This window comes from Thermithiobacillus plumbiphilus (genome assembly GCF_038070005.1).
Taxonomy (GTDB): domain Bacteria; phylum Pseudomonadota; class Gammaproteobacteria; order Acidithiobacillales; family Thermithiobacillaceae; genus JBBPCO01.
Genome location: NZ_JBBPCO010000005.1, coordinates 53,498 through 65,813 on the forward strand (window position 1 = coordinate 53,498; position 12,316 = coordinate 65,813).

Genomic DNA, 12,316 nt, shown 5'->3' on the forward strand with positions numbered 1-12,316 from the left:
GAAAAATGACATGTTAAATAAAATTGTCGATCTCTCCCTGCGCTACAAGGTGCTGGTGCTGGTGGGATTTCTGGTCATTATCGGCCTGGGCGTGAAGGCCTGGCGGGAAGTACCGGTGGACGCCTTCCCCGATGTCACGCCGGTGCAGGTCAACATTTACACCGAATCCCCTGGGCTTGCCGCCGAGGATGTGGAAAAGCTGCTGACCTTCCCGGTAGAGTCCGCCATGGCCGGTCTGCCGGGCGTGGCGGAAATCCGCTCGGTCTCGCTCTTCGGCCTGTCCTATGTGGCGGTATATTTCAAGGACAACATGGACATCTATTTCGCCCGCCAGCGGGTGTCCGAGAAATTGCAGGAAGTGCGCGGCCGGATCCCGCAGGGTTATGGTGAGCCGGAACTTGGCCCAAACACCTCGGGGCTGGGCCAGGTGTTCTGGTATACCGTGGAAGCGGCTGACAAGAAGCTTACCCAGATGGATCTGCGCACCCTGCAGGACTGGAGTGTGCGCATGGTGCTGCGTACCGCTCCGGGTGTGGACGATGTGATGTCCTGGGGCGGCCAGGAAAAGCAGTTTCAGGTGCTGATCAATCCCCAGCAGCTCATCAAGTACGGCCTGACCTACAAGGGGGTCATGGAAGCCATCATGGCCAACAACCGCCAGGTCGGGGGCCAGTACGTGAACCTGGGGCAGGAACAATACCTGGTGCGTGGGCTGGGTCTGGTAAGCAACTCACAGGACATCGGCAACATCGTGGTCACTGAGCGCGAGGGCACGCCCGTCTATGTGCGTGATGTGGCAATGGTGACGGAGGCACCGGCCCTGCGCTTTGGCGCTGTCACCAAGGACGGCAAGGAAGTCGTGCTCGGCATGGCGCTCGCCCGCATGGGCGAAAACGCCAAGAACGTGGTGGATGCGGTCAAGGCCAAGCTGGACCAGGTCAAGCAGGCCCTGCCAGCAGGGGTTACCGTGAACCCGGTGTACGACCGCACCGCCTTGGTGGAAAAGGCGGTCGGCACCGCCGAGCGGGCCTTGATCGAAGGCTCGATTCTGGTCGCTATCGTGCTCTTCCTGTTCCTCGGGGAGATCCGCTCCGCCATTGTGGTGATCATTGCCCTGCCGCTGGCCATGCTGATCGCTTTCATTCTCATGCAGCAGACCGGGCTCTCGGCCAACCTGATGTCGTTGGCGGGTCTTGCCATTGGGATCGGCATGATGGTGGATGGCGCGGTGGTGATGGTGGAAAACAGTTTTCGCCTGCTGGGGCATCAGGTGGGCAAGACGGTCAACAAGACCCACGTGATCCTGGAAGCGGCACGCGAGGTGATGAATCCGATCGCTTTCGCCATCATGATCATCATCGTGGTCTTCCTGCCGCTGTTTTCGCTCACGGGACTGGAAGGCAAGCTTTTCAAGCCAATGGCCTTCACCATCAGTTTCGCCATGCTCGGCTCGCTTTTTCTGACCATGACCCTGATCCCGGTGCTGGCGGCCCTGATTCTCAAGCCCAAGGAGGAGAAGGATACCTTTGTGGTGCGATGGGCGAAAAAGGCCTACCTGCCCCTGCTCGATTGGGCCCTGGATCATAAAAAATCCATGATCGGGGGTGCCCTGGTGCTGCTCGTCATGTCGATCGGGATCTTTCCCTTCCTTGGCAAGGAGTTCATGCCGACCCTGCAGGAAGGCAGCATCATGTTCCGGGTGACCAGCATTCCGTCCACCAGTCTGGATGAATCCATCCGCATTTCCGAGCGCATAGAGAATACGCTGAAGCAGTTTCCGCAGACCAAATCAGCGATTGCCATGATCGGGCGCGCGGAAAAGGGTGAGACGGCAGACGTCAACTACATGGAAATTTTGGTTGATCTGAAGCCGCAAGATCAATGGCCAAGCGACATCGCCATTCCGGATCTGAGCCAGCAGATGCAGAAGCGCCTGGAAAAGGTGGTGCCGACTGCCGTGATCGGCGCCACCCAGCCGATCCAGATGCGCGTCGAGGAACTGATCTCGGGCGTGCGTGCCACCCTGGCCCTGAAGCTCTATGGCGAAGATCTGACGACTCTGGACCGTTTGTCCAATCAGCTCAAGACCACCCTGGAGAAAGTGCCGGGGGTGGCGGATCTGTCCCTGGAGGCCAACAAGGGCAAGCCGCAACTGATCATCCGGGTCGATCGTGAGGCCGCGGCCCGCTTTGGCGTCAACGCCGATGACGTGATGGAAGTGGTGCAGGCAGGGATCGGCGGCAAGGCGGTCAGCACACTGATCGATGGCGTCAAGCGCTTCGACATCGTGGTCTGGCTCAACCCGCAGGCGCGCAGCAACATTGCCGCCATTCAGAACATTCCGCTGCGAACCCAGGGTGGAGTGATCGTGCCGTTATCGAGAGTAGCAACCATCACCCAAGATGAAGGCTACTCCTTCGTGCGGCGCGAGGCCCTGCAACGCTATGCCGTGATCCAGATGGACGTGAAAGGGCGCGACGTCAACAGCTTCGTGCAGGATGCCGACGCTGCGATCAAGCAGCAGGTGAAAATGCCGGCCGGCTACTGGATCGAGTGGGGCGGCGCCTTCGAGAACCAGCAGCGCGCCATGGCTACGCTCGCCATCATCGTGCCGCTGACCATCGCTCTGATCTTCATCCTGCTCTACACGGCCTTCAACTCGCTGACTTATGCCACGCTCATCATCGCCAATGTACCTTTCGCCATTATCGGCGGTGTGGTCGGGCTCTTTGTCACCGGGCAATACGTCTCGGTGCCCTCGGCCATCGGATTCATCGCGGTGTTTGGTGTGGCAATGCTCAACGGCATCGTACTGATAACCTTCCTCAACGACTTGCGACGGCAAGGCTATTCAATACGTGAGACGGTGCGTCAGGGGGCGGCGCTACGGCTGAGACCGGTGCTGATCACCGCATCGGTGGCCATCCTCGGCCTCATTCCCATGCTGCTGTCCACAGGCGTGGGAGCGGAGACCCAGCGGCCCCTGGCGACAGTGGTGGTGGGCGGGCTGTTTACCTCCACCGCGCTGACCTTGCTCCTGCTGCCACTGATGTATGAATGGGTGGAATTGCGCAAGGAGCGTAAACAGCAGAACCAGCAGAACGGGTAGTACTACATCGGGCGGCTCCAAGGCCGCCCACACTCATTTTGGAGGGATCCATGAAAGAGATTAACGCCTTCATTCACAGCCATCGGATTGCAGATGTTGTTGCAGCTATCAAAGGCGCTGGCTGCCGTAATGTCAGCGTCGTGGATGTCAAAGGACTGCTGAAACGCATTGATCCCCAGGAACGGCATTACTCCTTGGAAATCGCCGAGGAAGTGATTGTGGAATCCAAACTGCAACTTCTGTGCGAGGACGATCAAGCGGACCGTCTGGTGGAAATCATTGCGCGTGTCGGCCGCACTGGTCAGGACCAGGCCGGCGTGGTGTACGTCACGGATGTGCTCAAGGCGGTAACGATCACTGGCCCGTATGTAATGTAAATTAAGGACAAAAAATGGCACACAACCATAGCCACGATCATGCAAGTGGGCATGCCCATGCTCCAGCCGACTTTGGGCGCGCCTTCGCTATCGGGGTAACGCTGAACCTTGGGTTTGTCGTGGCAGAGGCCGTTTTTGGCGTACTGTCGAACTCATTGGCCTTGCTGGCTGATGCCGGCCATAATCTGAGCGATGTACTGGGATTGCTGCTGGCTTGGGGTGCCAGCATCCTGGCCAAACGCATCCCTTCTCAACGTTTTACCTATGGGCTGCGTAGCTCAACCATTCTGGCAGCACTGTTCAATGCCATTCTTCTGTTGATAGCCATTGGTGCCATCGCCTGGGAGGCCATCCAGCGATTTGGACATCCCGAACCGGTGAACGGAATAACTGTCATTGCTGTGGCTGCACTGGGAGTGGTGATCAACACCGTGACAGCCTTACTGTTCATGGCAGGCCGCAAACATGATGTGAACATCCGTGGCGCCTTCCTGCATATGGCTGCGGATGCCGGTGTATCCTTGGGGGTCGTGCTCGCGGGCATTGGCATTCTTGCGACGGGCTGGCTATGGCTTGATCCGGCTATCAGTCTCACGATTGTTGTGGTCATTCTGGCAGGTACCTGGGGACTGCTGCGCGAGTCACTGGGGCTGGCTTTGCAGGCAGTGCCAAAGGGGGTGGATCCAGGCGCGGTAAAGGCCTTCCTGGCCGGCCTACCGGGTGTGGCAGAGGTCCATGACTTGCACATCTGGGCCATGAGCACGACTGAATGGACACTGACTGCGCATCTAGTCTGCCCGGCCGGGCATCCGGGCGATGCATTTTTGTCCGATGCCGCCGAAAAGATGCAGCGGCGCTTTAAGATCCAGCACCTTACCTTACAAATTGAAGTTGGCGGTTCCCAGCAATCCTGCCAACAGGCACCAGAGCATTGCGTATGAAGTTCCGGCCCGGCCGTGTTCATTTCGATCCGGCCTTTCATAAAGTTCAGGATCAGATTAACAACCGGGGATCAGTCTCCTTTCGTTCAATCTGTCGCCCGCGCTCCATCACCAAAAGGAGGTATGAAATGCGGATAGGCATCATCGTATTTGCGCTGCTCTTGCTGCTGATCGGCGGGATGTTTCTGTTTGGACCTTTTTCTTGGCGCGGCGGTGCGCCTGCGGCTGCCATGATGCATGACATACCCATGAACGGCATGAACCGCGGGATGGGAGGTATGAGCGGCATGCCGAGCATGCTGCGGCATCAGTACGTGATGCGCAATGGCATCCCGGCGGCCTATCGCGACGCCAGCAATCCCCTGCCCGCCACGGCGGACAACATCCGTGCCGGAGGCCGGCTGTTCGCTTCGAATTGCGCGACCTGCCATGGGCCTCAGGGGCTGGGCAATGGCCCCGCTGGGCGCGATCTGAATCCGCCACCGGCAAATATCGCCAGGTTTGTTCGCTCTCCCATGGCCAATGACCCCTATCTCTTCTGGACGATTTCGGAAGGCGGCGCGCCGGTCGGTTCGGCCATGCCCGCTTTCAAGGGCGTACTGTCCAACACCGAGCGCTGGCAGATCATCCGCTATCTGCGCGCGGGCTTTCCGCAAGCGGGCTGAATGCCGGTGCCGCGGCTGAGAGGGGATCCTTGTTTTCTGGCCGCGAGCCCCTCTTTGCTATGATGGGCTTTTTGCCCGCCCCAGAGGAGCCGCCGTGTTTTCGACCCTTTACGCCAAGGTGATGCAGTGGGCCGTCCATCCGCACGCACCGCGTTATCTGGCCGGCATCAGCTTTGCCGAATCCTCGTTTTTCCCGATTCCGCCTGACGTCATGCTCGCGCCGATGGCCTTGGCGCAACCCGGGAAAGCCTGGAGATACGCGCTGCTCACCACCGTCGCTTCGGTGCTTGGCGGCGCCTTTGGCTATCTGCTCGGCATGTTCGCCTTCGATGTCATCGAACCCCTGATCCGTGACGCTGGCTACTGGAGCCAGTACCAGCAGGCGAATGACTGGTTCGACAAATGGGGCTTCTGGGCCATCTTCATCGCCGGCTTCTCGCCCATCCCCTACAAGGTGTTCACCATCGCGGCCGGGGTGATCGGCATGGCCTTTCTCCCCTTTCTGATCGCATCTACCATAGGCCGGGGAGCGCGGTTCTTCATGGTGGCCGGTTTGATGAAATGGGGCGGCGCGCCCATGGAAGCCAAGTTAAGACTCTACATCGACCGGATCGGCTGGGCGACGGTGATGCTTGCCTTGCTTGCCTTCATCGCGCTCAGGTATGGATAAGTTTAGCTGTCGGAACATCTTCCACTGATTTACCCAGAGTTGGCCAACTTACCTGGAGGAAGTTACGTGAACGAGCTTTCCACTACCCTCAGCTACATTCTTTGGCCAGTCGCCTTCATGATCCTTGGTGGTATTGCCGCCATCTTCCGAGCGCCAGGCCCCCGCCTGACCAGCGCCATCCAGCATTTCGCGGCCGGGGTGGTGTTTGCCGCCATTGCGGTGGAGTTGCTGCCGGAACTGGTTGGTGAGCATGCGCCTTTCGCTGTCATGGTCGGTTTTGCGCTGGGGGTGCTGCTCATGCTGGGCATGAAGGCATTGACTGCACGCTTGGGAGCAAAGACAGTGCTGCCAGCAGGTGGTACGGCCAGTCCGCTAGGCCTGGTGGCGACCGTCGCCATTGATGTATTCATTGACGGGCTATTGATCGGGGTGGGTTTCGCCGCCGGTGCGGAACAGGGCAAGATGCTCACCTTTGCACTGACGCTCGAACTGCTTTTCCTGGGCCTGTCAGCCGCTAGCAGCCAAATCCAGGCTGGCGTGGCACGTGCAAGAGTCGTTGGGGTTACTCTCTTGCTCGGTGGCCTGGTCGCTCTGGGCGCCAGTATCGGGATACTGCTTCTGGGGGGGTTGAAAGGGCCGATTCTGGCCGGCGTGCTCGCCTTCGGTAGCGCGGCGCTACTGTATCTCGTCACCGAGGAGCTGCTGGTGGAAGCACATGAGGTCCCGGAAACACCCTGGCTGACGGCAGCCTTCTTTCTGGGCTTTCTCGTCTTTCTGGAACTGGGAATGGCAGTCTGAAAAAGCCGCTTAGTGGACAAGCCCGAGAGTTCCTACGGAACCCTCGGCGGATTGGACCAGGAGCAAAACTCCCGCAGACTGCCTGATTCAGAATTGCCCATGAAGAAAACACATAGCCGACATGCGCTCGAATTCATCCGCGAACCCAGGCAACTGGATCGTCCGGCTCTCCAGGCCCGGCTTGGCCTTGAACCAGCCTGAGCTGCGCTCCGCCCCAGGCCGGATAGGCATATCAGGGCGAACCTCCTACCCTGTTACTCCGTCAAGTTTTTGACAGAGGAGATTTCCATGGCCCATCAAGCCCATCAGGAACTGTTGCAAGTCCTCAATGCCTGCGTCGCCGCCTGTGAGCACTGCGCCAATGCCTGCCTCAATGAGCCCGATGTCGCCAAGATGACCGAGTGTATTCGCCTCGACCGCGACTGCGCTGACATCTGCGCGCTCACCGCCCAGTGGATCGCCCGTGACAGCCACTTCACCCAGCGCCTGACCGCGCTCTGCGCCGCTATCTGTGATGCCTGCGGCGCGGAATGCGGAAAGCATCAGCATCATGATCACTGCCGCGAGTGTGCCGAGGCCTGCCGCCGCTGCGCAGAGGCCTGCCGGTCCATGACTGCCTGAAACAAGCCACAGTCACGTTAGAGGGGAGCATCCAGGCCGTGGCCTCTCGCGGCGTTCTGGCTCAGGCCAGCCCGGGGCCTCGCCCGCGCTGCTTCAGGGTCTCGATGACTTCTTCATCAGCAACCTGATCAAAATGCCTGAAGAACTGGCCCACCGCGCCGAAGTCCATTGGCGCTTCCAGATAGACCAACTCATCCGCATGATTCCGTAGGCGGCGCACAGTATCCGCCGGTAGCACAGCCGTGGCTGCTATGAGCTTTTCTGGTCCCTTCGCGCGCACGGATTCCAGCGCCGAGATCATCGTCGACCCGGTAGCAATGCCATCATCCACGATGATCACGGTGCGTCCGGCGGGATCAATGGGCGGACGGATGGGCGTGTACGCCGTCCGACGCCGCAGCATGATCTCCTTCTGCGTCGCCACCTCCTCAGCGATATAGGCCGAGCTGATATTGTAGCGCTGGACAACCTCGTTCAGTGTCACGCGTCCGCTCTCATCCACGGAGCCGATGGCGAACTCCGGATTGCCCGGCGCACCGAGCTTACGCACCAGCACCACATCCAGCTCACCGTTCAGCGCCTCGGCAATCACTGCAGCCATCGGCACGGCGCCGCGTGGAATGGCCAGCACCAGAGGGTTCCTGCCGCGATATTCGACAAGCCTCTCAGCGAGTTTATGGGCAGCCTCGATTCGGTCCCTGAATGGCATGGCGGATTCCTTTTGCTTGCTGGATACAGGATTAGACCGGAGGACAGCGGGAAGATTTCCTTCAAAAAACTCCCAGGCCCATGCAAACCCCACCCCCGCCCGCGCTGCCGCCTCGCGATCAGTCTCTGCATTGCCGACGAAAACCGTCTCCCCCGCCCCCACACCAAAATGCGCCATGATCGACTGCAACATGCCCGGTGCAGGCTTGCGACAGTCGCAATCCACTTCCAGCGCATGGGGACAAAAGCGGATACAGGGCCGGGGGCGGATCTCGCCGACGGCCTCATGCATCATGTCCCGCAGCAGTCGCTGCGCCATGGCCGCGCTCAACCAGCCATAGGCCACCTGATCCTGATTCGAGGCAATGCCCAGAAAAGGCCCGTCCGGGTCCCAGGGGATGGCCCGCAGCACAGCCGCCACGCCGGGCAAGAGTTCCCATTCTCCCGGCCGGTGCGGACAGGGCTTGCCGGGCACGATAGTCCGGCGCAGGGTGTCATCAGCATCGAAGATGAACAGGCGCATATTCGCAAGCCAGCCATCCATGCGTGCGTTCGTGCTCATGCACAAAGCGCCAGTGCGTTCTGCACTGCCTTGCCATAGCGCAAGACCTCATCTGACCAGCGCAGGCCTTCCGGATCGCCCTGCAGGGCCTGTGTGGCCAGGGTGGCATAACCCAGGCGAAAAGCGGCATAGGCGAGTTGATAAAAAGGCAGCCGGCGCAAAATGTCAGGATCATCGGCTCGTCGCGCATAATCCCGCGCCAGGCTTGCCAAAGCCGGAGCATCCAGCCCGAACTCCAGGGCGCAGCCTGCCAGATCCCAGGCGATGTCCAGCGGGCCCGGATAGAAGTGATCTTCAGTATGATCCAGCGCATCGGTCTTGAGAAAGCCGGAACTGGTCCGCAGCCACTCATGCGGCATCATCCGTCCATCTATCGCGACTGTGGGCGCATCCTTTACGAGAGACTCGAAACCCCGCAAGGATTCGCAGCGCTCGGCCCCGGATTCGCCAAAGGCCTCAGCGACATTCACCCGGATCAGGGTCAGAAGCTCCTCAAAATCCGCGCCACCTGCCAGCGGCAAGGCCTGGCGGCGAAAGGCGAGATATTCAGCCACACAGGTGGCAAACTGGCGATCATAATCCACCGCACGCAACGGCCGGCCTGCCAGCCATTTGCTGGCCAGAAAACCCTGGCGCAGCTCAAGCACCGGCGGGATCAAGCCCGCCTCTGATAGCACCTGCCCGCGCGCAAGGGCACGTTCGCCCGGTTCACCGAGCCCAGCAAATTTCCACAAGCGTCCATCGGCGTCGAGATATTTACGCCGCTCATGCTGGGGCTGAACCACCGGCCAATCCACCGCGTCACCATAAACCAGCTTGCGCCAGCCCCCACCCGAGAGATCGCGCAGGTTATCGCCGAGCAGTTGACGGGCCAGATCTGCCTCCTCGAAGCTCACGCAATACTTGGCATGGCGCGGCCAGCGCGCGCGGGCCAGATCCGAGCAGAACTGCCCGCCATCAGGCAACCAGCTTGGGAACAGAACGATGCGATCATCGGGAATCCCGAGCCTTGAGAGGGCTTCGGTGCTGCCGGCAAAAGACGAGCCGCTCAGCCCCGGCCCCTCATCCACCAGCAGGAAATGGCGGTCACGCGCCGCCCGCCAGTGATCCGCAAGGTCAGCATCCAGCAGCAGTTCACGCGAGAAGGGGTGGCCCCGCGGGCGCACTGAGAACAGCTCAACCGGCACGCCTGCGGCCTGCAGGGCGCCACCCACCACTGCCGAGAGGCTCGTGCCGATGGAGCGGATGCCGATACAAATCACCGAGCGGGGTCGCTGCTCCGTCAGGAAGCGCTGGGCGGCGAGCAGATAGCTTTGCGGGTAGAGCGCGTAATAGGCGTAACCCTCCGGCTCGCGCACCTGCACCACTGCGGGTAATTCCTGCTCAGCAAGTACAACGAGGGATTGCCGGCAGGCAGCCAGGGCAGCCGGCACCTGTTCTCCCAGCAGCGGATCGGTGCCAGCGGCAAAAAGCCGCCCCAGAGCCAGGGCAGCATCCCGCCAAGCCTGCAGCCAGTGTGAATTGGCGTCGCGCTCGGGGCAGCGGGCGTCCACCACCGCCGCCTCCAGCATCCCGAAATCAATGAGCCAGCGGGTGGCCTGCTCAGGGCTAGGGTGCCCGGTCTGCATCAGGTCCTCTCGCAAGCCTGCAAGCTTGGCGGCAGGGTCGATCTGGCGGGAAGATTCGCGGTAAATCAGCATGGCAGCGCTCAGGAGCGGCCAGAACCGCGCATGAAAAAGGGACCCGAAAGGGTCCCCTGAAATCTGGAGCGGGCGAACGGAATCGAACCGTCATCTCCAGCTTGGGAAGCTGGGGTAATGACCATTATACGACGCCCGCGTGAACATCCAATATTATCCCTGCCGATCGCCTGAAAGCAAGGCATATCGCCGTACATTACAGGGTTGGCGGATTGCCGCTTTCCGTGAGCGCCTCAAAGCGCTCCTGGCAGACTACATCGCGGGTAGCAGTCGGTTGCACCTTCAGCCGCTCCACCGGGATTTCATCGCCGCAATCGACACAGATACCATATTCGCCACGGTCCATGCGTTCCAGGGCGCGTTGCACCTCAGCCAATTCCAGGGCCTCGCTCACGCTACGCTCCAGCGTCATGTCCTCGGTCAGATCAATGACACTGGCATCCCCCACATCCTTGGCACCATCATCAGTATTCGTTCGCATCCCGCCCAGATAATCGCCGCTGAGCAAGTGCTCGCGCACTGTCTGGGTCAGGTCCTGGCGGCGATGCTCAAGCAGCTCCCGCAGCTCGTTTTCGGTTGCCTTGTCCATTCATCTGTCCTTATGAGAGCAGGCGCCGCGCGCCATCCTGTCAGCCAAGGTATCCCGACGACCGCAGGCCGGCCAGTGCCGAATGACCGATGCTTGCATCAGCGGCTGGATTTCCACGGCTGCCGCCGGCTCGGGCCGCGCCGGGCCGCAGCAGTTCCGGCTTCGTGGCGGCGCTTCGTGGAGAAAGCCGGGGCTATCAGGGCCGCCAGGCTGTCCCATTCTGCCGATGTCGCATCCCGACAGGCACCTGGCGTCAGATCCGCCCCGGTCAAAGGCCCGATGCCCTGGCGCCACAGGCGCAGGGTGGGAAAATCCACGCTGGCCGTCATGCGCCGCACCTGCCGGTTGCGCCCCTCGCGCAGCACGATCTCGATCCAGGAAGTCGGTATGTGCTGACGAAAGCGCACTGGCGGATCGCGGGGCGGCAGCGTGGGTTCCGGGATGCGCCGCGCCTGGGCCGGACGGGTCATTTCCCCATCCAGCAGCACGCCCTGCTCAAACTGTACCAGCGCCGCGTCGCTGATCTCGCCCTCCACCTGCACCCAGTAGGTCTTGGGCAGCTTGTAACGCGGGTCACTCAGGGCTGCCTGCAGGCGCCCGTCATTAGTCAGCAGCAACAGGCCCTCGCTGTCGCGATCCAGCCGCCCGGCCGGATAAACCCCCGCCACCGGCACGAAATCCGCCAGCGTTTTCCGGCCTTCGGTGTCGGTAAACTGGCAAAGCACGTTGAAAGGCTTGTTCAGAAGGATCAGGCGCGGCATATAATGGTCTAATTTTCGTAAAGCTATTCGTAATACCGCCGAAGGGGCGGCTCCCGGGAGACAGGCATGCAGCTTAAGATACTCATGGTTCTCAGCGCCGTTGATCACATCCCGCTGAAAGATGGCACGGCACACCCTACCGGCTACTGGGCCGAGGAAGTGGTCGAACCCTACTATAGCTTCGCTGAAAATGGCATTCAGGTCGATATCGCCACGCCAGGTGCCGTGCCGCCCAGCGCCGATCCCCTGAGCCTCGATCCATCCCAGTTCGGGGGGGATCGCGGCAAGGTCGCCAATCTCAAGGACCAGCTCGACATGATCGAGGGCCTGGACGCGCCGCTGGATCTGGCCCACACCGACCCGAACCAGTATGACACCGTGTTCTTCCCTGGCGGTCATGGCCCCATGGCGGATCTGGATCGCAATGGCGATGTTGCGCGGATCCTGCGTGCCATGCAGGCAACCGGCAAGCCGATCGCAGCACTCTGCCATGGGCCGGCAGCCCTGCTCGCCGCCCGCGACACGCAAGGCCGCTGGCTTTTCGAAGGCTATCGCAGCACCTGTTTCAGCAATGCCGAAGAGAGCCAGACCGAGCTCGCCGGCAAGCTGGAATACGAGCTCGAAACCGCCATCCGCGAGGCTGGCGGCCAGCCGGAGCCGGGACCGGCCTGGGGCGAGCGGATCGTCATCGACCGCAACCTTTATACCGGCCAGAATCCCGCCTCGGCCCGCGCTCTGGCCTATGCCGTGCTCACCGAACTCAAGAAGGCCTGTCCCAGCGGTTGTGGGGCCTGCACGCGCTAGCTGCCCGAGTC

General features: G+C 61.0%; 12 protein-coding genes and 1 tRNA gene. 8 read left to right on the forward strand and 5 right to left on the reverse strand.

The genetic code is table 11. The features are described 5' to 3' along the window. Positions 1–10 precede the first annotated feature (10 nt). From WOB96_RS06395 to WOB96_RS06425, 7 genes are all read left to right on the forward strand, one after another. Entirely contained in the window at positions 11–3,109 is a 3,099-nt protein-coding gene (locus WOB96_RS06395) for an efflux RND transporter permease subunit (protein ID WP_341370453.1), read from the forward strand. 50 nt (positions 3,110–3,159) lie between these two features. Then, positions 3,160–3,486 carry a P-II family nitrogen regulator gene (locus WOB96_RS06400; RefSeq protein ID WP_341370454.1) on the forward strand — a complete coding sequence of 109 codons (327 nt, stop codon included), beginning with the start codon at positions 3,160–3,162 and terminating at the stop codon, positions 3,484–3,486. 14 nt (positions 3,487–3,500) lie between these two features. Beyond that, positions 3,501–4,427: a cation diffusion facilitator family transporter gene (locus tag WOB96_RS06405; protein WP_341370455.1), complete on the forward strand. Its 927-nt coding sequence runs from the start codon at positions 3,501–3,503 to the stop codon at positions 4,425–4,427. Positions 4,428–4,555: 128 nt separating this feature from the next. Then, positions 4,556–5,092 (forward strand): c-type cytochrome, encoded by a 537-nt coding sequence (locus tag WOB96_RS06410; protein WP_341370456.1) that lies wholly within the window; start codon positions 4,556–4,558, stop codon positions 5,090–5,092. Between the two features lie 94 nt (positions 5,093–5,186). After that, positions 5,187–5,762, forward strand: coding sequence for a YqaA family protein (locus tag WOB96_RS06415; protein ID WP_341370457.1), 576 nt, complete (start codon positions 5,187–5,189; stop codon positions 5,760–5,762). 66 nt (positions 5,763–5,828) lie between these two features. Next, a complete protein-coding gene (locus WOB96_RS06420; protein WP_341370458.1) occupies positions 5,829–6,560 on the forward strand; it encodes a ZIP family metal transporter in 732 nt (243 codons plus the stop codon). 288 nt (positions 6,561–6,848) lie between these two features. Next, positions 6,849–7,181 (forward strand): four-helix bundle copper-binding protein, encoded by a 333-nt coding sequence (locus WOB96_RS06425; protein WP_341370459.1) that lies wholly within the window; start codon positions 6,849–6,851, stop codon positions 7,179–7,181. Between the two features lie 61 nt (positions 7,182–7,242). On the opposite strand, the gene WOB96_RS06430 is transcribed toward WOB96_RS06425, so the two are convergent. The 5 genes from WOB96_RS06430 to WOB96_RS06450 all read right to left on the reverse strand — a co-directional run bounded on the left by WOB96_RS06430 (position 7,243) and on the right by WOB96_RS06450 (position 11,501). Next, complete coding sequence (locus tag WOB96_RS06430) at positions 7,243–8,451, reverse strand: HAD-IIIA family hydrolase (protein WP_341370460.1); 1,209 nt, start codon at positions 8,449–8,451, stop codon at positions 7,243–7,245. Then, positions 8,448–10,151 carry a hypothetical protein gene (locus WOB96_RS06435; protein ID WP_341370461.1) on the reverse strand — a complete coding sequence of 568 codons (1,704 nt, stop codon included), beginning with the start codon at positions 10,149–10,151 and terminating at the stop codon, positions 8,448–8,450. The genes WOB96_RS06430 and WOB96_RS06435 overlap by 4 nt, the downstream gene beginning before the upstream one ends. 64 nt (positions 10,152–10,215) lie before the next feature. Further along, positions 10,216–10,290 (reverse strand) — tRNA-Gly (locus WOB96_RS06440). A 57-nt stretch (positions 10,291–10,347) separates the two neighbouring features. After that, positions 10,348–10,740: a TraR/DksA family transcriptional regulator gene (locus tag WOB96_RS06445; RefSeq protein WP_341370462.1), complete on the reverse strand. Its 393-nt coding sequence runs from the start codon at positions 10,738–10,740 to the stop codon at positions 10,348–10,350. 98 nt (positions 10,741–10,838) lie between these two features. After that, positions 10,839–11,501, reverse strand: a complete 663-nt coding sequence (locus WOB96_RS06450; protein WP_341370463.1) for a pseudouridine synthase — start codon at positions 11,499–11,501, stop codon at positions 10,839–10,841. 66 nt (positions 11,502–11,567) lie between these two features. Here WOB96_RS06450 and WOB96_RS06455 point away from each other — a divergent pair, with 66 nt between their 5' ends. Beyond that, positions 11,568–12,305 carry a type 1 glutamine amidotransferase domain-containing protein gene (locus WOB96_RS06455; RefSeq protein WP_341370464.1) on the forward strand — a complete coding sequence of 246 codons (738 nt, stop codon included), beginning with the start codon at positions 11,568–11,570 and terminating at the stop codon, positions 12,303–12,305. Positions 12,306–12,316 lie beyond the last annotated feature (11 nt).

Excerpts from the sequence above, each read along its gene's own strand:
- WOB96_RS06395 (WP_341370453.1), top strand. The coding sequence starts at position 11 with ATGTTAAATAAAATTGTCGATCTCTCCCTGCGCTACAAGGTGCTGGTG.
- WOB96_RS06400 (WP_341370454.1), top strand. The coding sequence starts at position 3,160 with ATGAAAGAGATTAACGCCTTCATTCACAGCCATCGGATTGCAGATGTT.
- WOB96_RS06405 (WP_341370455.1), top strand. The coding sequence starts at position 3,501 with ATGGCACACAACCATAGCCACGATCATGCAAGTGGGCATGCCCATGCT.
- WOB96_RS06410 (WP_341370456.1), top strand. The coding sequence starts at position 4,556 with ATGCGGATAGGCATCATCGTATTTGCGCTGCTCTTGCTGCTGATCGGC.
- WOB96_RS06425 (WP_341370459.1), top strand. The coding sequence starts at position 6,849 with ATGGCCCATCAAGCCCATCAGGAACTGTTGCAAGTCCTCAATGCCTGC.
- WOB96_RS06430 (WP_341370460.1), bottom strand. The coding sequence starts at position 8,451 with ATGAGCACGAACGCACGCATGGATGGCTGGCTTGCGAATATGCGCCTG.
- WOB96_RS06435 (WP_341370461.1), bottom strand. The coding sequence starts at position 10,151 with ATGCTGATTTACCGCGAATCTTCCCGCCAGATCGACCCTGCCGCCAAG.
- WOB96_RS06445 (WP_341370462.1), bottom strand. The coding sequence starts at position 10,740 with ATGGACAAGGCAACCGAAAACGAGCTGCGGGAGCTGCTTGAGCATCGC.
- WOB96_RS06450 (WP_341370463.1), bottom strand. The coding sequence starts at position 11,501 with ATGCCGCGCCTGATCCTTCTGAACAAGCCTTTCAACGTGCTTTGCCAG.
- WOB96_RS06455 (WP_341370464.1), top strand. The coding sequence starts at position 11,568 with ATGCAGCTTAAGATACTCATGGTTCTCAGCGCCGTTGATCACATCCCG.